Source organism: Paenibacillus sp. FSL E2-0177 (assembly GCF_037992975.1).
Taxonomy (GTDB): Bacteria; Bacillota; Bacilli; order Paenibacillales; family Paenibacillaceae; genus Paenibacillus_AQ; species Paenibacillus_AQ odorifer.
This window is the reverse complement of record NZ_CP150307.1, coordinates 4267028-4287884: the sequence shown is the minus strand read 5'-3', so window position 1 is coordinate 4287884 and position 20857 is coordinate 4267028. Positions and strand designations below refer to the sequence as shown.

The window sequence follows — 20857 nt, the reverse complement described above, 5'->3', positions numbered from 1 at the left end:
TATTATGCCTAAGACGAAGCGGTATAGACTGGATCTTCAACAATTCGCCGGTGAAAAGACGGAAAAAGCAACCCCGAAGAAACGGCAAGATGCTCGTAAAAAGGGTCAAGTAGCCAAAAGTGCTGAGCTATCCGGTGCAGTTGTATTGTTATCAGCAGTAGTTAGCTTGATGATGTTTGGTGGTTTTATGAAAGAACGCTTCATGAAGCTATATATGGATGTATTTCAGAATCAAATGACACTGGAGGTAACTCCTGAGAATATAACGCTGCTATTTAATAAATATGGACTACAAATACTGATTTTGCTAGCTCCATTACTTGGAATAGTTTTTGTTATGGCGCTGGTAAGCAATCTGGCGCAGGTGGGCTTTATGACCACTGGAGAGGGGATCACCCCTAAATTCAGCAAGCTTAATCCGATAAAAGGGTTCAAAAATATTTTCTCCATGCGTTCGTTTGTCGAGTTCCTGAAATCCATATTTAAGCTTCTAATTATCGCTTATCTGGTATATAGCACTTTATGGGGAGAAAAGAAGAACTTTGCATCCCTGTCGCATATCAGTGCGGAGGGGATTTTTAAATTTGCGGCCAAGCTGACGATGAGTCTTGGCTTGAAAATCGGGGCTGCCCTATTGGCTATGGCTTTTCTGGACTACATGTATCAGAAGTACGAGCATGAAAAAAGCCTGAAAATGTCCAAGCAGGATATCAAGGATGAATACAAAAAAATGGAGGGTGACCCTCTAATCAAAGGTAAGATCAGGGAACGCCAACGTAGAATGGCCATGCAGCGTATGATGCAGGAAGTTCCAAATGCGGATGTAATCATTACGAATCCTACGCACTTTGCTGTTGCGCTTAAATATGACGGTACCAAGATGGAAGCGCCGCAGATTATAGCAAAAGGGCAGGATTATGTAGCACTTCGCATCCGGGAGCTGGCTAAAGAGCACGGCGTCGTGACTATGGAAAACAAACCGCTGGCACGGGCATTATTCCAAAGGGCAGAGATTGGAGATGTCGTTCCAAATGATCTGTTCCAGGCTGTGGCTGAAGTGCTGGCATATGTATATAAGCTTAAAGGTAAGAGGAGATAAGGCGGGGGGGTTAGGACATTGAAAGCTAAAGATTTAACAGTTTTGCTAGGCATCATCGGGATCGTGCTTATGATGATTCTGCCTATCCCGTCCTGGCTATTGGACGTTTTGCTTGTTATTAACATCTCAATCGCATTAATTATCATTCTGGTTGCTATGAATACGAAAAATGCACTCGAATTTTCAATTTTCCCTTCATTGCTCCTAGTAACCACACTGTTTCGTCTGTCACTTAACATCTCGACTACAAAACTGATCCTGACTTATGGAGATGCCGGTTCAGTGGTATCTACTTTCGGTAGCTGGATCGCTGGCGGACAAATTGCTGTTGGATTTATCGTGTTTCTGATCTTGGTAGTAGTTCAGTTTATTGTTATCACCAAAGGTTCAGAGCGCGTAGCTGAGGTAGGCGCTAGATTTACCTTGGATGCGATGCCCGGTAAGCAAATGAGTATTGATGCCGATCTTAACGCAGGCATGATTAACGAAACCCAGGCACGTGAGCGTCGTCGTAACGTAGAACGCGAAGCGGATTTTTTCGGAGCCATGGACGGTGCGAGTAAATTCGTTAAAGGAGACGCGATTGCGAGTATTATCATCTTGCTGATCAATCTCATCGGTGGATTTATCATCGGTATGATGGTTCACGGGATGGACTTTGCTACTGCGTTATCCACTTATTCTGTATTGACCATCGGGGACGGTCTCGTCAGTCAAATTCCAGCTTTGCTGATTTCGACAGCAGCCGGCTTGATTGTTACTAGAGCTTCTTCGGAAGGTAATCTTGCAGAAGAGCTGACAGGACAGTTATTGTCCTATCCGAAATTGTTGTATATTGTCGCAGTTACGGTAGCTTTTCTTGGACTCTTTACACCCATACATATGATTACAACGCTCCCATTGGCCGGTTTGCTGGCTTTTGCAGCCTACCGTATGGGACAAAATTTAAATAAGAAACAGATTGCCGAAGAGCAACTTGTTGAAGAGAAGCAGATTGAAGAGGTACGAAGTCCGGAAAGTGTCATTAATTTGCTGTCAGTTGATCCCATTGAATTCGAGTTTGGTTATGGTCTTATTCCTTTGGCGGATACAGGTCAGGGAGGCGATCTGTTAGATCGTATCATCATGATTCGACGGCAATGTGCCCTGGAAATGGGTCTTGTAGTACCTGTTATTCGCATTCGCGACAATATTCAACTAAAACCGAATGAATATGTCATAAAAATTAAAGGAAATACAGTCGGCGGTGGTGAATTATTACTTAATCATTACCTTGCAATGAGTCCAGGATATGATGATGAATCTATAAACGGTATTGAGACCATCGAACCATCCTTTGGGCTTCCAGCATTATGGATTGATGAATCGGTTAAAGAGCGGGCTGAATTGTCCGGCTATACTGTAGTAGACCCTCCATCTGTTGTCGCAACACATCTGACGGAGTTAATCAAACGTCATGGACATGAGCTGATAGGAAGACAGGAAACTAAGATGCTGGTGGACAACCTTAGGGATAATTATCCAGTGCTCGTCGACGATCTTATTCCTTCTGTATTGGCGATTGGGGATGTGCAGAAGGTGCTTGCTAAGCTGCTTCGTGAAAAGATATCGATCAGAGATTTGGTTACGATTTTTGAAACATTGGCGGATTATGGGACATACACCAAGGATCCGGATATTCTCACTGAATATGTTCGTCAGTCCTTGTCCAGACAGATTACTCAGCAATTCTCACAAGTAGGAGAGACACTGAAAGTCATCACGGTTGGACCTAATCTTGAAAAGAAAATTTCCGAGAGTGTGCAACAATCTGAACAGGGAAGTTATTTGGCCCTTGATCCAACTTCGACACAAACGATCTATCAGCGGTTAAGTGAACAGATCAATCGATTGCTGCAGACAGGGCAACAGCCAATAGTGCTCACATCACCAACCATTCGTATGTATTTGCGGCAGGTGATTGAACGAACGATGCAGGACATTCCTGTACTGTCTTATAGCGAGCTAGAGCCTAACATTGAAATACAAAGCGTCGGAGTGGTGAATTTATGAGAGTGAAGCGTTACGTGGTCGATTCGATGCCTGACGCCATGCTTTCCATTCGCAACGAGCTTGGGAGCGAGGCCGTCATTTTAAGTACAAAGGAAATCAAAATCGGCGGATTTTTAGGGTTATTTAAGAAGAAAAAAATAGAAGTTGTAGCAGCAGTAGAAAAGGCAGAGAAGAATAATGTTCCAAAAAAGCCGGCTGCGCCAGCGATGAACATTCCACGGAGTGCAGTACCACAGGCTTATCAAAAAGCGTCATCTGCTTCAACTACACCTTCTATACCTTCCGTACCTTCTTTTTCATTAGAAAAGCCAGAAGAGTCACGGACGTTTGCGGAGATTGCCGCAGCCTTATCGGAAGCTATCAATGTACAAGAATCGATAGCCAAGCATCCGGAGCCAGTACCTGAGCAAAAACTTCCTGAATTAAATCTGGAAGATGCACCTTCTGTATCAGCGTTGTATGAATCATTAGGATTAGAACAATCGCCAGAGGTTGCCACTGCTCTCGAAAATGATGTTCTACGTGAGATTAGAGATATGAAGCTCTGGATGGAGCGAATTGCCAGACAATCCTCAGGTGGAAGAGAACTGCCAGACAGTCTGCAGGAGCTACGGGATCTTTTATTAGAGCAAGAAATGGATGCTGTGCTTGTTGAGGAATGGATCAGTAACATCTCGGAACGTTGGGTAGATGAAGGGCGTACTTGGGGACCTGAGAAATTTATGGGATCTCTTAAAGAACAGATTGATGGTTTCCTGACGGGACGAATTGCTGATGGAATTGCCCGGGATACTCAAATTGTATATATTGCCGGACCCACTGGAGTTGGAAAGACCACAACCATAGCTAAGCTTGCGGCAGAACAGCTATTTAAGCACGGACGCAAGGTAGGTTTTATCACCTCCGATACGTATAGAATCTCAGCTGTTGAACAGTTGCGAACCTATGCTGCTATCCTCAATGTTCCACTGGAGGTTGTCCAATCGCCAGGAGATTTGCAAAGAGCACTCTTTCGCTTGGAGAGTTGTGATCTAGTATTAATGGATACAGCTGGCCGAAATTATCGCAATGATATGCTAGTAGCAGAACTGCAAAGCTTGCTTGCGAAGGAATTGAGAAGTGAAACCTATCTTGTGCTTAGCCTGACCTCCAAAAGCCGTGATATGAAACTTATTGCAGAGCATTTCGGCAGATATAGACTGGATAAGGTTATTTTCACAAAGCTGGATGAGACGGGGAGTTACGGCCCGCTCTTTAATGTCCTGAATGACTTCCCACTTACCTTGTCTTATATGACTGATGGTCAAAATGTACCTGATGATCTGCTTATGGCTACCAAAGGACAGCTTAGTGAGTTGCTTCTTGGAACAGGTGAAACATGATGGATCAGGCACAATCCTTAAGACAGCTTGTATCCAGTCAGGATTCTAAAGTAGCTGTAAGAGGGGGATCATCCGCCAGGATCATTACGGTGTGTAGTGGTAAAGGGGGCGTTGGTAAGTCGAATTTTACACTTAACTTCGCTCTAACTTTAAAGGCTATGGGCAAACGGGTTTTGCTGTTCGATGCAGATATCGGCATGGCTAATATAGATGTGTTGATGGGCGTATCGGCGAGATATAATCTTTATCATTTGTTAAAAAGAGAAGCGGATATCGAGCAGATTATTCAATACGGTCCGAATTCGCTCCCTTTTATAGCTGGTGGCTCTGGAATGGATGAGCTATTTACTCTTTCAGAGTCTGATCTTGATTATTTCACAAATCAGATAGCACTTATCGCGGACAGCATGGATTATATTTTGTTCGATACAGGTGCTGGATTATCTAAGGAAACGATGAAGTTTATAACTTCTGCCGACGATTGCTTAGTCGTTACTACACCAGAACCAACAGCTATCACAGATGCATACGCATTAATGAAGGTTGTGAATCGTACCTATCCTGAGACTTCCTTTAAATTGATTGTGAACCAGGCAGGTGATGAAAGGGAAGCTATATCGACAAGCGACAAGATCCGAATGGCCGCCAGTCGTTTTTTGCAATTAGATATTTCTTATCTTGGTCATATAAGCTCAGATGCCCATGTAGTGCAGGCTGTCAAAAGGCAAACGCCTTTCACATTGGCTTTTCCAAACAGTATTGCTGCAAAGGATATACATCGGCTTGCCCTAAGTTATTTGACCATTGATTCTAAAAAGACCACAAAAGTCCAAGGGATTAAAGGCTTTATCCATAAATGGTTAAAGCGAAGTAAATAGTTGTTCTGAATTTGGGACAGAGGTGGAAATGATATGAAGCCATATAAAGTATTGGTTGTTGATGATTCGGCATTTATGCGCAAGATCATTTCCGATTTAATTGAAAATGACGCTGACTTTCAGGTGACGGCAACAGCAAAAAACGGTCGTGAGGCTATCGAAAAAATTAATGAGCTTCGTCCAGATCTGGTTACTATGGATGTAGAAATGCCAGAAATGAACGGCCTGGAAGCGCTGAAAATAATAATGGCCTCAGACCCTCTGCCAGTGATTATGCTGTCAGGGATCAATGAAGAGGGCATGAAGGAAACCATTCTTGCACTGGAATGGGGCGCTTTTGACTTTATTCGTAAACCTTCGATTACCAACTCTCAGGATATCATGGGAGTGGGAGAATCCTTAAGGGAACAAATGAAAGAGGCTATGATGGCCCGGGAGCAGCGCGAAGCACGTGCTTCTGCATTTAAGTTGCCAGACATACCGCCAGTAGAAGTCGCACCGCCAACTGTACCGAGAGTGATGCCCGGCAAACCCAAGGTAGAACCTAAAGCTTCACTCAAAAATGAAGTGACCAAAAAACCGCGGGTGAAGCAACCGTTAGATCATACTGTTCCTAAAAGAGCAGCAAAACCATTAATCTCTACTCCACCACCTTTATCAGAAAAGAGTAATGCAAGGTCAAGAGTAGAGAATAACGCTACCCCACCAAAACCGTTGCCTAAACCTAAAGTGGAAGTGTCTTATGACGCTCCTGCAAATCCTCAGGTCCGGAAGTATGGGAGTAATGATCTGCAAAAGTTGGTTGCCGTGGGGTGCTCTACAGGTGGACCACGTGCTCTAAAGGTATTTCTGGAGAAGATTCCTGCAGATTTTCCAGCGCCTATTGTTATTGTGCAGCATATGCCGCCTAACTTTACCAAATCACTAGCCCAGCGACTGAATACCTTCAGCCCGCTAGAAGTGATTGAAGCTGAGCAGGGGATGATATTGCAAAAAGGAACTGCTTATATAGCACCTGGAGGCTATCATTTACAAGTTGTCCCATCCTCTAGAGGGCAATATGCGGTTGTACTCACAAAGGAGGAGGCACGTAATGGCCATCGACCTTCTGTGGATGTTTTATTTGAATCATTGCTGCCGCTCACATCGTTAGAACGTCATTTGTTACTAATGACAGGGATGGGTAGTGATGGGGCAAGAATGATGAAATCCTTATACGACTCTGGGGTAACCTCAACCTTTGCTGAAAGCGAAGAAACTTGTGTCGTATATGGAATGCCGCGATCTGCGGTGGAATTACAGTGCGTCCAGCACGTACTGCCTTTGCAAGAAATTGCTCCAAGGCTGGTGCAAGCTGTTAAATAACAGAAAAGCGAACTCAAAGGGGAGGTGCTCACTGATGGACATGAACCAATATTTATCCATGTTTATTGATGAGTCGAACGATCATCTGCAGTCATTGAACGAGAGCATGATGGGGCTGGAAGCGAATCCTGAGGACATTAGTATTGTACAGGTAATATTCCGCTCTGCGCATACCTTAAAAGGTATGGCAGCAACTATGGGCTTTGAAGATTTGGCTTCACTCACACACCAAATGGAAAATGTTCTTGATTTGGTACGCAACAACAAACTGCGCATGCAGGATTTCATTTTTGATACGTTGTTCAAAAGTTTGGATGCCTTGGAGTCTATGGTTGAGGATATTACGGGAGGAGGCGAGGGTAAAGCGGATGTTTCGTCTATCGTCTCCTCCTTACAGGCTATAGTCCGGGGAGAGATTCCTGTTGCGGGTGGTGAGGCAGCTTCTGTCTCAGGACCTGCTGCACAAGCGGTTGAAACCCCGATTCATTTAGATGAGTTTCAATTTTCTGTTCTAGAACAGTCGATTCAAGAAGGACATCAAGTATTATATGTGGACGTAACCATTCGCAAGGATTGTCAGCTTAAGGCAGTACGTGCATATATGGTGTTTGATCTTTTGGAGCGTTCAGGTGAAGTGGTTAAATCCTTCCCATCCGTTCAGGATATTGAACAAGAGAAATTTGATCAAAGCTTCTCTCTCTATTACATAACTCAAAAAAGTGCTGATCAAATTCAGGCTATGATACTAAATCTGTCTGAGATTGATAAGGTATCGGCAGTAGCATTGGATCAAGACTCTCTGCAACAGCTGGGTCAAGAAACAGCAGCAGCAGCCTCTGAAGTGGCTGCCACGACTACTGAGGCTCCAGCAGCTACACCTGCGGCTTCTGCCGCTAAACCCCTGCCAACCAAAGAAGAAGGGAACAAACCGGCAGCTCACAAAACAGGTGGGGCACCATCACGTACCATTCGTGTAGATATTGAACGTTTGGACGTGTTGATGAATTTATTCAGTGAACTTCTTATCGACCGTGTCCGATTGGAACAGCTGGCTTCTGAGGTTCAAAATGGTGATCTTACAGAAACGGTTGAGCATATGGGCCGGGTAAGCGGAGATCTCCAGAATATTGTAATGAAGCTGCGGATGGTTCCAGTAGATACAGTATTTAACCGATTCCCACGTATGATTCGTGATCTAGCCAAGTCACTAGACAAAAAAGTAGATCTTATCATCACAGGAGCAGAAACTGAGCTAGACCGAACGGTCATTGACGAAATCGGGGATCCGCTGGTGCATTTATTGCGTAATGCAGTTGACCATGGTATCGAATCCATTGCGGATCGTGTTGCTGCTGGTAAGCCTGAGACCGGAACGGTCTATTTGCGGGCTTTCCACAGTGGTAATCACGTCTTCATTGAGATCGAAGAAGATGGAACAGGGATTTATCCAGAGAAGGTTCTGAAATCTGCTGTGAAGAAGGGTGTTATAACACAAGAGCAGGCAGCCAGTATGTCGGACGATGAAGCTTTTCAGTTGTTATTTGCCCCAGGCTTCAGTACAGCAGAGGTCATTTCTGATGTTTCAGGCCGCGGGGTAGGGCTGGATGTAGTGAAATCTAAGATTTCTTCTTTAGGCGGCAATGTAACGATTTATTCTGCTCCAGGTAAAGGAACAAATTTCTCAGTGCAGCTGCCTTTAACTCTATCAATCATTGCTGCAATGCTTATCCGATTAGGTTCCGAGAAGTATGCCATTCCTTTGACCTCTATAGTGGAAACCGGAATCGTGAAGCAATCTCAGATCCGTACAATCCATGGCAATAAAATGGTAGAATTCCGTGATTCGCACATTCCTCTGGTTTCGCTAAGTCGTCTCTTTTCAGTACCAGATTATGATGAGAGTACCGAAGAAGAAACAGAAATCGTAGTGGTGCGCAAGGGAGAAAGATTAGTTGCCTTAGCAGTACAGGATTTTATTGGCCAGAACGAGGTTGTGATTAAGAATCTGGGTAAATATTTGCCTGATGTACAAGGAATATCTGGCGCAACCATTCTTGGTGATGGTCAAGTAGCACTTATTATTGATCCGAACGCTTTTATTAAATAACTAGGATAGAACAGGGAGGTTCATTCCATGGCTGAAGATATTAAAGTGATAGTGTTTAAATTAGGCGTAGAGGAATATGGAATTGAAGTTGAAAAGGTACAAACTATTGAGCGCATGATGCCCATTACTCGTGTACCTAAGACCTATTCATTTATCAAAGGTGTAATTAATTTACGTGGGGTTGTTATTCCTGTAATTGATCTACGGGGCCGTTTCGGCATCGAAGAGGCTGAACACACCGATCAGACAAGAATCATCATCGTGTCTGTTAATGAAATGGAAGTAGGCTTCATTGTAGACTCTGCAAATGATGTTATAGATTTGAACAGAGATTCTATTGATACACCTCCTGATGTTGTTGGCGGCATCAAGGCAAAGTATTTGGATGGGGTGGCCAAGATTGGAGACGAGCGCTTACTGATTATGCTTAACTTGTCAGAAGTGCTTAACAAAAGCGAGATCGTTCAATTAGAAAGCCTAGAGGGCTAACCTGTGGAACTATTTAAGCACTATAAGGATTTCAAAATGGATGTGCTTAAGGAAGTTGGGAACATTGGAGCTGGAAATGCAGCCACCGCATTATCACAGCTCTTGAATAAGCCGATAGATATGGCTGTTCCTAAGGTACAGCTCCTTAACTTTGAAGAAATAACAGATAAAGTTGGCGGAGCCGAAGAACTTGTATATGCGGTGTTTCTACGTGTGGAGGGTGAAGCTCCAGGTAACCTGTTTTTCATTCTGTCACCAGAAGCGGCTATGAACTTGCTTAGTCGTATTGCGGGCATTGAGCTATCGAGTAATGAAGAGCTTGGAGAAATGGAGCTCTCTGCACTAAGCGAAATTGGCAATATTTTGGCAGGATCGTATCTTTCTTCTCTAGCAGATTTCACCGCACTTTCTATGTATCCAACGGTGCCGGCCCTTGCTATGGACATGGCTGGCGCTATCCTTAGCTACGGTCTGCTGCAATTCGGGCAGATGGGGGACGATGCATTGTTGATCGACACTACCTTCTTCGAAGGGAAAAACGAAATTGAAGGGCAATTTTTCCTTATTCCCGATCCGGAATCATTCCCGAAAATCTTCAAATCGCTAGGAGTTCCTTTTGAAAATGATTGAAGAACAAAGCATTATTAAAGTAGGGATGGCGGATCTTAACGTGGGTAGCCAAGACAGTTTAATTCGTACCACAGGTCTTGGCTCCTGCGTGGGATTAACATTGTTTGACCCTGGAAAAAAGCTTGCAGGGATGGCGCATGTAATGCTCCCATCATCTGAGATTGCTAGGGAAGGGCAGTTAAACATCGCTAAGTTTGCAGATACTGCAGTGCCGGAGCTCTTATCCCGTCTGCTAGAGCTTGGGGCGGTTCGGAGCCGGATCGTAGCCAAGATGGCCGGAGGTTCACAAATGTTTGCCTTTGCCGGGGGGAGCGACACCATGAGGATCGGGCCTCGTAATGTTGAATCTTGTAAACTAGCACTTGAAAATTTAAAAATTCCGTTAATCGCAGAAGACACAGGCGGCAATTATGGCCGTACGATAGAAATAGCCTGCAACACTGGTATATTGTTTATTCGCAGTGTGCAAAAAGGCGCTAAGGAACTATAATTATGAATATGATTGGAAACATTTTGATAAACTTGGTGTCGGGTTTGGTAGGTTTCATATTTACCTTTTTTGTAACCTACAGTAACAATGTATTGGGTACTAGTTTATTAAGAAGCCTAATTGCATTTATCATCTGGTTTCTGCTTGCTTTCCTCGTAAGATGGGTATTGGGTTTTATTATGATTCAAACATCGCCTCCGGATGAAGTGGATACTGGTGGTGAAGAACTTGGGGCGAAGCTGGATATCAGCACGCCTAATGAGGATGAAGAATTAATCAATCTACTAAAACCGAAGCCAGGACAAGGAAACGAAAATAGCGAGGGATTTAAGCCTCTTACACCTCCTAAGCTAGTTTCGATGAAGGATCCTGAAGAATTGGCCAAGGCCGTTCGTCACCTGAAAGAAGAATAAGTGAGGGCTGAGGCGGAATCGGTGATCTTATTGGAAGGTACATTTCGCCGCGAATGCTCGCTGACTAAACTTTGGGAAGGGTGAAAGCTATTGAACGAGCGTAAAGCTTCTCAATTGGAAACTGACGAGCTATGGGAACAGTGGAAAGAACACAGAGACCCTGATGCCAAAAAGAAGCTGATAGAGAGTTATCTCCATATTGTTGATTATGTATCCAGTCGTTTGGCTGTGGGATTACCCAAAAATGTATCCAAAGATGATTTAGCCAGTAATGGGGTTATGGGACTAATTGATGCGATTGAGAAATTCGACTACAAACGAGGATTGCAGTTTCAGACCTATGCGTCCTGGCGTGTGCGTGGTGCGATATTAGATTCATTACGCCAAAGTGATTGGGTACCTAGATCCGTTAGGGAAAAAGCTAAAAAAATTGAGGACGCTTATCAGCAGCTGGAGCAGAAGCACTTAAGGTCAGTTAGTGACGAGGAAATGAGCCAATACCTTAATATTAGTGAACTGGAATTTCAAAATATGTTGCAGGATGTGGCTGTGATGTCACTTTGTTCACTGGAAGACCCGATTCGTGAAGAGGAATCAGAGACCCGAATGTCCATACTGGTGGACGATAAAGCTAAGAATCCGGATAGCAAGGTAAATGAATTCTACTTGCGCGAAGCGCTCACCAAAGGTATTGAGAAATTAACGGTGAAAGAAAGGACCGTTGTGTCCCTTTTATATTATGAAGATTTATCTTTAAGTGAGATTGCTGAGGTCATGTCGTTATCTCCTTCAAGAATTTCGCAGTTGCATTCCAAAGCTATTTTGCGGCTGAGGGGAACGCTCGAGAAGAACCGTGATCTCCTTATGCAGAACGATTAACCGTTAGCGGTGACAAGGGGGAGCAAAATTTGATCGGTCAATATGCTTTGAATCAGTACTTGAGTATAACTTTTTCGGAGGACAAAGGAATCGCGTATTTGCAGTTCTCCAAAAAGGATGAGAATTTTTCCTGCTCATCTACAGAACTGGAAGCCTTCCTGCACAGTCACAATATTCGCTACGGTATCAAGAGTGATGTTGTCGAACGTATTAGTAGTCATCCTGAGGAGTTTTTTTGGAGTAAAGTTCCGATTGCTGCAGGTTATCCTGCTGTGCATGGCACAGATGGACGAGTTATGCTTACAGTTGATCTGGAAGAGGACCGCAAACCGCTTGAGAAAGCGGATGGTAAGGTCGACTACAAGGACTTGGTCCGGCTTCGTAATGTGCTTAAAGGAAAGTTAATAGCTAAAATTATCCCTGCCCAGCCTGGAAAGTTAGGGATGACTGTAACTGGTGATGAGCTTGCTTTCAAGGCTGGAAAGGAAGCTCATTTTAAAATCGGGAAAAATGTACTCATTGATAACGATGGCACTTCGATGTACGCAGCGATTGATGGACTGGTCACGTTAACTGATAACGGGAAAATCAATGTGTTTCCTGTATATGAAGTGAATGGTGATGTCGATTACGGCACTGGAAATATTGATTTTGTAGGTACAGTCGTCATACGTGGGAATGTCCTTTCAGGCTTTACGGTAAAGTCTGCCGGTGATATTCGGGTTGTAGGCGGCGTTGAAGGTGCAGAGTTAATCTCTGGGGGCTCCATTGAAATTACTGGTGGAATTATCGGATATAACAAAGGCCAAGTTACCGCTGGAAAAAGTGTGAAGGTTTCTTTCATTCAAGATGGAAACGTAACCGCTGGGGAAGATGTAATTGTCTCTCAGAGTATTATGCACTCCAATATACGTGCTGGTAGAGATGTTATCTGTAACGGCTCTAAAGGTTTAATTGTGGGTGGAATCGTTCAGTCTGGAGAAAGAGTTGTAGCAAGAACTATAGGTAACACCATGTCCACTGCGACTGTGATTGAGGTAGGCGTGGTTCCAGAGCTTAGAAATGAGATTAACGAACTTCGTCAAGAGCTGCGGCAGCTGCTGGAGAACGAGGATAAAACCTCTAAAGCTTTGTATCTATTAAATCAATTGGCTACTAACGGTCAGCTCCCTGCGGATAAAGTGGCGCTTCGCGTCAAATTAAATGCTACTAAACAATCCCATCAACGTGAAGAAAAAAGAATTAAAGAACGAGTGCTAGAGATAGAAAGAATGTTAGAAGATACAGGTAGAGCGAGAGTTGAGGTTATCAAAACCATTTATGGCGGTTCAAAGATCATGATCGGCAGATATACCCGATTTGTTAAGGATGCTACGGAGCGGGTTGTGTTTATTTACAGTGATGGGGATATATCTTTAACGCCGTACAATTAATCGGGCGGGCAGCATTTGCGGCCGGCCATTACTTGTGAGAGAAGGGTTAAGATGAGCCTAAAACCGGTGGAACTGCAAATTGCTTTGCCTCGCACCACGGAGGCGGGCAAGCTTCAGAATGAATCTCAGCAACGTCCTGCTATCGACCAACATCAATTGGCTGGGCAAAATGTAAAACAAAGTCAGGAATTGGCCATGCGGAGCACTGAAGTGGATGAGTCTTCTGAATCAGCTTTACGGGATGGCGGTGGAAAAGGCAATCAGCATTCAGGTGGCAATTCTTCGTCAGATAAACATTCGAACCCGCCTGCAACCCGTGATGCTGAGCATCCTTACAAAGGCCAACGCATTGATCTAAGTCTTTAATAAGAATCTACACGAATCTACATCTGATATGTAAAAGGAGATAAGGCACTTGCAACCATGGGTTTATATTGTGCTAGTAGGTGTCGCCGCTATTCTTTATGCCCTTTTACTTCCCGCACGTGTAAAGGAAGGAAAAGCTAATCAGCAAAGCCTCAAAGAAACAGAGGCTGCGCTTGAGCTATATATGGCAGACATAGAGCGCGAGAATGAGGAACTGGTACAATTAGTTAGTAGTATTAAACAACAATCGCAAACTAATCATAATGTACTGCAGGGACAGGTTAATGAATTACAGAGTCAAGTGGTAGAGTTGCAGAACAGCTCTTTAAAGCTAGAAGCACGAGTGGCCGAGGAAGAGAAGAGTTTGAAAGAACTTGCAGTGTCGGTTGAACAAGGTTCGAAGGTTAAAGTTGGTGTAAACGAAGATCCGTCTCTCCCAGCAGAGATGAGTTCAGTGTCGCCAGATGTGAAAGCGAAACCTATTAGTTCGATAAAATTACGTTACCCAAGATTGTTTGAACTGCATGAGCAGGGCAAATCGATAGACTCCATTGCCAAGACAGCTGGACTTCAGCGAGGGGAAGTGCAACTGATTCTGCAACTTGCCAAACAGGAGGAATCGGTATGATTAAGAACCGTTCATTCTTGTTCGGGCTAGGCACAGGACTAATTACTGGCGCTTTATTACTTCAACTAATGATCTCCGGTGGAGCGGCTCCACTTACCAAAGAACAAGTTCTACAGGGTGCGGAGAAATTGAATATGAAAGTCATCGATGAAGCTGCAGAACCTTCCTCGGGGGAAGCTGAGAATGATAATAAAGAGGAAGTCACAGAGACCGGGGGGGCGACAGCAGAAAGCAAGGAGAACGTCAGCCCCTCTGCGCCGGCGGCTGCAGCCTCCCCCACGCCGGCAGTGTCACCTACAACGCCTGAGAGCTCTGATAAAGCCATTGCGCCGAACAAGCCATCTACGCCTACTAACGGCAAGGTTGAGCAGCCAAAGGTCACTCCAAAGGCCAGTGCCGCTCCAACCGCTGTAGCTCCTGTAACGCCTAAAGTCACAGCAAATGCTAGTGTTTCTGTTCGAATTCCATCTGGCAGCACATTGACCGCAACAACAGATATTTTAGCGAAGGCTGGCGTCATTAAAGATAAGTCTACTTTTCTAGAGGCTGCAAACAAACGTAAGATTAATACCAAAATTCAATCCGGTTCTTATAGCTTTAATAAGGGAGAAAGTATTGACTCGATAATAGAGAAATTAATAACTTTAAAGTGATCGTTGCATACACTGAGATAATATGGTATAGTAATTGACGGTGTTAAAACACACGCCGGTTGATTTCGACAAGGGGTGCTTTCTTCTGAAGAAAGTCTTGCTGAAAGATGACGCATGGCGGAGGAGACACACAATAAACCAAACTTAGGAGGTGTGTGAAGATGGCAGTAATCTCCATGAAACAGCTTCTAGAAGCTGGGGTACACTTCGGTCACCAGACTCGTCGTTGGAACCCAAAGATGGATCGTTATATCTTCACTGAAAGAAACGGAATTTACATTATTGACTTGCAAAAAACAGTCAAAAAGGTAGAGGAAGCTTACAACTTTGTAAAAAGCGTCGCTGGTGACAACGGCACAATCCTATTCGTAGGAACAAAGAAACAAGCTCAAGATTCCGTAAAAGAAGAAGCAGAACGTTCCGGTATGTTCTTCATTAACCAACGTTGGTTGGGCGGAACTCTTACTAACTTCCAAACTATCCAAAAGCGTATTGATCGCTTGAAGAAATTGGAATCTTGGGAAGAAGACGGTACTTTTGAAGTGCTACCTAAGAAAGAAGTTATCCTTCTTCGCAAAGAGAAAGATCGTCTTGAAAAATTCTTGGGCGGTATCAAGAACATGAAAGGTCTTCCAAGCGCGCTGTTCATCATTGACCCGCGTAAAGAGCGTATTGCAGTTGCAGAAGCTCGCAAATTGGGTATTCCAATCGTAGCTATCGTTGATACTAACTGTGATCCAGACGAAATCGACTACGTAATTCCAGGTAACGACGACGCTATCCGCGCTGTTAAATTGTTGACTGGTAAAATGGCAGACGCTGTTGTTGAAGCTCACCAAGGCGAAGACACAACTACTGCTTAAGTAGCGACTAACACATACAAGAACTTAAATGAAAAGGGTGGTTGGCAGGTGGATAACCTCTCACTGCCCTTTTTTTAGGATAAAGGCCTTGAATAATGTAAGAAAACGACAATTACCTGGAGGGAATAAACAATGGCAGTTGATGCAAAAGCAGTAAAAGAACTTCGTGAAAGAACAGGCGCTGGTATGCTTGATTGTAAAAAAGCGCTTGAAGAAGCTAATAACGATATCACTAAAGCAGCAGAATTGCTTCGTGAAAAAGGTCTGTCTGCAGCAGCGAACAAAGCAGGACGTATTGCTACTGAAGGCGTTGTAGAATCTTACATCCACGCTGGCGGCCGTATTGGTGTACTTGTAGAAATCAACTGCGAAACTGACTTTGTTGGTAAAACAGATTCCTTCAAGGAATTTGCTCGCGATATCGCTATGCAAATCGCTGCAGCAAACCCACGTTATGTTCGTCGTGAAGAAGTTCCACAAGAAGATGTTGAGAAAGAAAAAGAAATCCTGAAAGCTCAAGCTTTGAACGAAGGTAAGCCTGAGAAAATCATTGAAAAAATGGTTGAAGGACGTATTGGTAAATATTACGAAGAATATTGCTTGCTTGAGCAAACTTTCGTTAAAGACCCTGACAAAACAATCTCCCAATTGTTGAATGAAAAAATCAGCACCATCGGAGAAAACATCTCGATCCGTCGTTTTGCTCGTTTTGAACTTGGCGAAGGTTTGGAAAAGAAAGTGGATAACTTTGTTGAAGAAGTTATGGCACAAGTTAATCAATAATAGTTTCATCATAAATGTGAAGAATTGAATAAAGGCAAGCATCAGAAGAGCGGAACACGTACACGTAGTGTTCCGTCTTTTGCAGAAAGTGAGGGTATACATTTGGAACAGCCGGTATTTAAGAGAGTAGTCCTTAAGGTAAGTGGAGAGTCTTTGGCAGGACAAAACGGATATGGTATTGATGCCGACATGATTATTTCCATCGCTGAACAGATCAAGGAAGTTGTAGAACTTGGCGTTCAGGTTGCGATTGTTTGTGGCGGGGGGAACATTTGGCGCGGGATCGCGGGCAGCGCAAGCGGCATAGATCGCGCTACTGCAGATTATATGGGCATGCTGGCAACAGTAATGAACTCACTTGCACTGCAGGATGCATTGGAGCAAATCGATGTGCCAACAAGAGTACAGACTTCGATCTCGATGCAGCAAATTGCTGAACCATACATTCGTCGTCGTGCGATTCGCCACTTGGAGAAGGGCCGTGTTGTTATTTTTGCAGCAGGCACAGGTAACCCATTCTTCTCAACAGATACTACTGCAGCACTTAGAGCGGCAGAGATCGAAGCAGAAGTTATTCTGATGGCGAAAAATAAGGTTGATGGAGTATATTCTGCTGATCCGTTCAAAGATAGTACCGCTGAGAAATTCGAACAGCTTACTTATATGGATGTTCTGAACAAAAACCTCGGTGTTATGGATTCAACAGCTTCATCTTTATGCATGGATAACAATATACCGCTCATTGTATTTGCCATTACAGAACAAGGCAATATCAAACGTGTCGTTCTCGGTGAGAAGATCGGAACGATTGTTAAAGGGAGTGTAGATTAATGCCACAATCGGTCAAAAAAAATGCTGAAGAGCGTATGGAAAAAGCGATTTCATCGCTGAAACGTGACTTGGCGACATTACGTGCAGGACGTGCAACAACATCGCTTCTCGATCGTATTCAAGTTGAATATTACGGGGCACCTACTCCAATTAATCAGCTGGCCAACATTAGTACTCCGGATTCCCGGACACTGTTGATTCAGCCGTGGGACAAAACATCGATGTCTGATATTGAACGGGCGATCATGAAATCCGATATCGGATTGACACCTGCCAATGACGGCACCATTATTCGTCTTTCTATCCCTCCGCTGACTGAAGAGCGTCGGACGGACTTGGTTAAGCTGACTAAGAAATTTGGTGAAGAAGCGAAAGTAGCGATCCGCAACATTCGCCGTGATGCCAACGATGATATTAAAAAGATGGAGAAAAACGGTATCTCTGAAGATGAGTCCCGTGGCCATCAGGAAGACATTCAAAAAACAACGGATAAGTTCATAGCCGAAGTTGACAAAGTGCTTGTTTCCAAAGAAAAAGAGATTATGGAAGTTTAATGATATTCAAGAGACTTAAGGCCCCTCCGTTAATGGTGGGGTTTGTCTCTTTCTGATAAGAGCTTGGAGGAAACGGAAATGATCAAACGGATTCAAGCGTGGCTGAGCCGTAAAGACAGGCAACAGTCAGTCGAGATTTCACCGGATAACATTCCCCGGCATGTGGCTGTGATAATGGATGGTAATGGACGCTGGGCTAAACGGCGCGGCTTACCGCGCGTTATGGGTCATCAGAACGGCATGAAGGCTGTCAAACGTGCTACGATCGCTGCAGACGAATTAGGTATTAAATACTTAACGATGTATGCGTTCTCGACAGAAAACTGGATACGCCCGAAAGAAGAAGTCGATTACTTGATGCGTTTGCCTGGGGAGTTTCTGGCGATTGAGCTTGATGAGCTAATCGAGAAGAATGTTCAAGTACGCATGATGGGTGACGCTGACGCTTTACCTTCATATACCCGTAAGGCTATGGAAGAGGCGGTAGCTAGAACAAAAGAGAATACTGGATTGATCTTAAATTTTGCTCTTAACTATGGTGGACGCAATGAAATAGAAGGCTGTATGCGCAGCTTAGGGAAAGATATCCAAGCTGGTATATTGTCGCCAGAAGAAATTACATCAGAGTTGATTAACAACAGACTATTAACTGCTGGTTTACCCGATCCTGATTTGCTGATACGTACAAGCGGAGAAATTCGGCTTAGCAATTTTATGTTATGGCAGGTTGCCTATAGTGAACTGTGGTTTACTGATGTGTACTGGCCTGAGTTCGACAAAGAGCATTTGCATCAGGCCGTTGCTGAATATCAACGACGAACACGCCGTTATGGTGGACTGAAGTAGCTTGTTAGGAGATGGAACCTTTGAAGCAGCGATTGATTACCGGAATTGTTGCCGGAGTATTATTTTTAGGGTTATGTGTACTGGGAAACTGGCCGTATCAGGTTCTGCTTATTGCTATGGCTCTTATAGGTTTTTATGAATTTGTCAAAATGATAGGTATTCCTACGCTTTCCGGTACTACTGTTCTGGGTTACGCAGCTATTCTAAGCTTCATGATCCCATGGAATTTGCTTGGTGTTAATGAGCCGTTGTCCTGGGAGCAAGGGATTTGGATTCTGCTGTTATTGTTCCTTCTGGTCACCGTTTTTACTAAAAATAAATTAGATATTCGAGTAACAGCCTTGCTGTTTACTGGTATTGTATACATTGGAATGGGCTTCTCTTATATGGCCGTGGCTCGTGCATCGGATGACGGACATGGTTTGTTCTGGACTTTTTTGCTCCTGTTCTGCATTTGGGGCAGTGATGCGGGGGCATATTTTGTAGGCAGAAGCTTTGGCAAGAACAAGCTCTGGCCGGCCATCAGTCCTAACAAAACGGTGGAAGGTGCTGTTGGCGGGGTACTGATCTCGATGCTTATTTCTATCGTGTTTGCGCTGCTTGCTCCTGAACACTTGACGATAGGACGAGCATTGCTTATTGGGCTTTCTTGTGCGATATTAGGACAGCTTGGAGATCTTGTGCAGTCAGCTTATAAACGTGCGTATGGCATTAAAGACTCAGGTACACTTTTGCCAGGGCATGGCGGTATTCTTGATCGATGTGACAGCTGGATTATCGTATTTCCATTCGTACATATTGTAATGCTTATGCCTTACTATTAAACGAAGGGAGAGAGAGTATAACTATGAAAAAAATAAGTGTTCTAGGTTCGACGGGTTCGATCGGCACTCAGACTCTAGATGTCATCGCAATGCACCCAGACTCTTTTGAAGTAGATGGCTTGGCGGCCGGAACAAATACAGCATTATTACTGGAGCAAGTTCGTCGTTTTAACCCGCGTAGAGTCTCTGTGGCAACGAAAGAGCTGGCAGATGAGATTAGATCCAGCCTACCTTCTGGTATAGAGCTTTACAGCGGGAATGAAGGGCTTGTTGAAGTGGCGGCTGGCGGCGATGCCGAAATGGTCGTAACGGCTGTTATGGGAAGCGTAGGGCTTCAATCAACACTAGCGGCAATTGAAGCTGGCAAACATATTGGACTCGCCAATAAGGAGACATTAGTAACGGCCGGACATTTGGTCACTGATCTCGCTAATCGTAAGGGAGTTAAGCTGTTGCCGATTGATAGTGAGCATTCAGCTATTTATCAATGTCTCAATGGCGAGAACATCTCAGATATTGCCTACATCACTTTAACAGCATCCGGCGGCTCATTCCGTGACTTTACGCGTGATCAGCTTAAGGATGTGACGGTAGAAGATGCGCTTCGTCATCCGAATTGGAGCATGGGCGCGAAAATAACGATAGATTCTGCTACAATGGTGAACAAGGGCCTAGAGGTTATTGAAGCACATTGGTTATTCGGTCTTCCGTATGAACAAGTGAATGTGCTGCTGCACCCGGAGAGCATCATTCACTCTTATGTTGAATTCCGTGACAGCAGTATTATTGCCCAGCTTGGCAATCCCGATATGCGTGTCCCGATTCAATATGCACTTACTTATCCAGCTCGTTGGGAATCTCCGGCACAGCGGTTGTCGTTAGCTGAGATAGGACGTTTGACCTTCCGTGAAATGGACTTTGAACGTTACCCTGCACTGAAGCTAGCGATAGATTGTGGAAAAGCTGGTGGAACGGCGACTACAGCTTTTAATGCTGCGAACGAAATAGCTGTTGCTCGATTCTTGAGTCATGAGATCTCGTTCCTGCGTATTGAGGAGATTATCGGAGAATTGCTAGATCGTCATAATAACGAGCATAATCCGAATCTGGAACAAATTGAATCCTGTGATAGACGTGTTCGAGAACTGGCAGCTACGCTGTAGAACGTAGAAAGATATCCTTTTCAAAATATAAGAAAGTATAAGTTTCACTTTATACATTATCCTTATATTTCTCGCGTAAACGCGTACCGTCTCCTTAAGGGACACCGATGGCGTTATTGCTTGAATGGA

At 44.1% G+C, this 20857-nt stretch carries 22 protein-coding genes; all 22 read left to right on the top strand.

The annotated features are described in order from the left end of the window. The first annotated feature begins 4 nt into the window (after window positions 1-4). Complete coding sequence (flhB, locus tag MHI25_RS19070) at window positions 5-1099, top strand: flagellar biosynthesis protein FlhB (protein ID WP_340393956.1); 1095 nt, start codon at window positions 5-7, stop codon at window positions 1097-1099. Between the two features lie 18 nt (window positions 1100-1117). Continuing rightward, window positions 1118-3151 (top strand): flagellar biosynthesis protein FlhA, encoded by a 2034-nt coding sequence (gene flhA / locus MHI25_RS19065; protein ID WP_036688509.1) that lies wholly within the window; start codon window positions 1118-1120, stop codon window positions 3149-3151. Next, a complete protein-coding gene (gene flhF / locus MHI25_RS19060) occupies window positions 3148-4533 on the top strand; it encodes a flagellar biosynthesis protein FlhF (RefSeq protein WP_076306632.1) in 1386 nt (461 codons plus the stop codon). Before flhA ends, flhF begins: the two co-directional genes overlap by 4 nt. Further along, entirely contained in the window at window positions 4530-5411 is an 882-nt protein-coding gene (locus MHI25_RS19055; protein WP_076190887.1) for a MinD/ParA family protein, read from the top strand. Before flhF ends, MHI25_RS19055 begins: the two co-directional genes overlap by 4 nt. Window positions 5412-5444: 33 nt before the next feature. Next, window positions 5445-6776 carry a chemotaxis response regulator protein-glutamate methylesterase gene (locus tag MHI25_RS19050; protein WP_076190890.1) on the top strand — a complete coding sequence of 444 codons (1332 nt, stop codon included), beginning with the start codon at window positions 5445-5447 and terminating at the stop codon, window positions 6774-6776. 34 nt (window positions 6777-6810) lie between these two features. Next, a complete protein-coding gene (locus MHI25_RS19045; protein ID WP_076182652.1) occupies window positions 6811-8883 on the top strand; it encodes a chemotaxis protein CheA in 2073 nt (690 codons plus the stop codon). Window positions 8884-8910: 27 nt separating this feature from the next. Further along, entirely contained in the window at window positions 8911-9372 is a 462-nt protein-coding gene (locus MHI25_RS19040) for a chemotaxis protein CheW (RefSeq protein WP_036688501.1), read from the top strand. A gap of 3 nt (window positions 9373-9375) precedes the next feature. Then, window positions 9376-10002, top strand: a complete 627-nt coding sequence (locus tag MHI25_RS19035) for a chemotaxis protein CheC (RefSeq protein WP_076182646.1) — start codon at window positions 9376-9378, stop codon at window positions 10000-10002. Continuing rightward, window positions 9995-10492, top strand: a complete 498-nt coding sequence (locus MHI25_RS19030) for a chemotaxis protein CheD (RefSeq protein ID WP_036688499.1) — start codon at window positions 9995-9997, stop codon at window positions 10490-10492. The genes MHI25_RS19035 and MHI25_RS19030 overlap by 8 nt, the downstream gene beginning before the upstream one ends. 179 nt (window positions 10493-10671) lie before the next feature. Further along, a complete protein-coding gene (locus MHI25_RS19025) occupies window positions 10672-10905 on the top strand; it encodes a hypothetical protein (RefSeq protein WP_339279333.1) in 234 nt (77 codons plus the stop codon). 90 nt (window positions 10906-10995) lie between these two features. Next, the gene (locus tag MHI25_RS19020) at window positions 10996-11784 is read left to right on the top strand and encodes a FliA/WhiG family RNA polymerase sigma factor (protein WP_076127824.1); all 789 of its coding nucleotides are present in this window, start codon (window positions 10996-10998) and stop codon (window positions 11782-11784) included. Window positions 11785-11813: 29 nt separating this feature from the next. Beyond that, entirely contained in the window at window positions 11814-13217 is a 1404-nt protein-coding gene (locus tag MHI25_RS19015) for a FapA family protein (protein ID WP_036688497.1), read from the top strand. A 51-nt stretch (window positions 13218-13268) separates the two neighbouring features. Next, on the top strand, window positions 13269-13583 hold the full coding sequence (locus tag MHI25_RS19010; protein ID WP_076127826.1) for a hypothetical protein: 315 nt from the start codon (window positions 13269-13271) through the stop codon (window positions 13581-13583). Between the two features lie 49 nt (window positions 13584-13632). Further along, window positions 13633-14211, top strand: coding sequence for a hypothetical protein (locus MHI25_RS19005; RefSeq protein ID WP_076279614.1), 579 nt, complete (start codon window positions 13633-13635; stop codon window positions 14209-14211). Next, window positions 14208-14864, top strand: coding sequence for an endolytic transglycosylase MltG (locus tag MHI25_RS19000; RefSeq protein WP_076182641.1), 657 nt, complete (start codon window positions 14208-14210; stop codon window positions 14862-14864). The genes MHI25_RS19005 and MHI25_RS19000 overlap by 4 nt, the downstream gene beginning before the upstream one ends. Window positions 14865-15025: 161 nt before the next feature. Beyond that, window positions 15026-15727, top strand: a complete 702-nt coding sequence (gene rpsB, locus MHI25_RS18995; RefSeq protein WP_036688493.1) for a 30S ribosomal protein S2 — start codon at window positions 15026-15028, stop codon at window positions 15725-15727. A gap of 132 nt (window positions 15728-15859) precedes the next feature. Then, window positions 15860-16510, top strand: coding sequence for a translation elongation factor Ts (tsf, locus tag MHI25_RS18990; protein ID WP_036688492.1), 651 nt, complete (start codon window positions 15860-15862; stop codon window positions 16508-16510). A 102-nt stretch (window positions 16511-16612) separates the two neighbouring features. Then, window positions 16613-17341 (top strand): UMP kinase, encoded by a 729-nt coding sequence (gene pyrH / locus MHI25_RS18985; protein ID WP_036688491.1) that lies wholly within the window; start codon window positions 16613-16615, stop codon window positions 17339-17341. Continuing rightward, window positions 17341-17895 (top strand): ribosome recycling factor, encoded by a 555-nt coding sequence (frr, locus tag MHI25_RS18980; RefSeq protein ID WP_076127832.1) that lies wholly within the window; start codon window positions 17341-17343, stop codon window positions 17893-17895. The genes pyrH and frr overlap by 1 nt, the downstream gene beginning before the upstream one ends. Before the next feature lie 78 nt (window positions 17896-17973). Beyond that, complete coding sequence (locus tag MHI25_RS18975; RefSeq protein WP_076127834.1) at window positions 17974-18741, top strand: isoprenyl transferase; 768 nt, start codon at window positions 17974-17976, stop codon at window positions 18739-18741. A 20-nt stretch (window positions 18742-18761) separates the two neighbouring features. After that, on the top strand, window positions 18762-19565 hold the full coding sequence (locus MHI25_RS18970; RefSeq protein ID WP_076127836.1) for a phosphatidate cytidylyltransferase: 804 nt from the start codon (window positions 18762-18764) through the stop codon (window positions 19563-19565). Window positions 19566-19588: 23 nt separating this feature from the next. Next, window positions 19589-20728, top strand: coding sequence for a 1-deoxy-D-xylulose-5-phosphate reductoisomerase (locus MHI25_RS18965; protein WP_340393952.1), 1140 nt, complete (start codon window positions 19589-19591; stop codon window positions 20726-20728). Window positions 20729-20857: the final 129 nt, after the last annotated feature.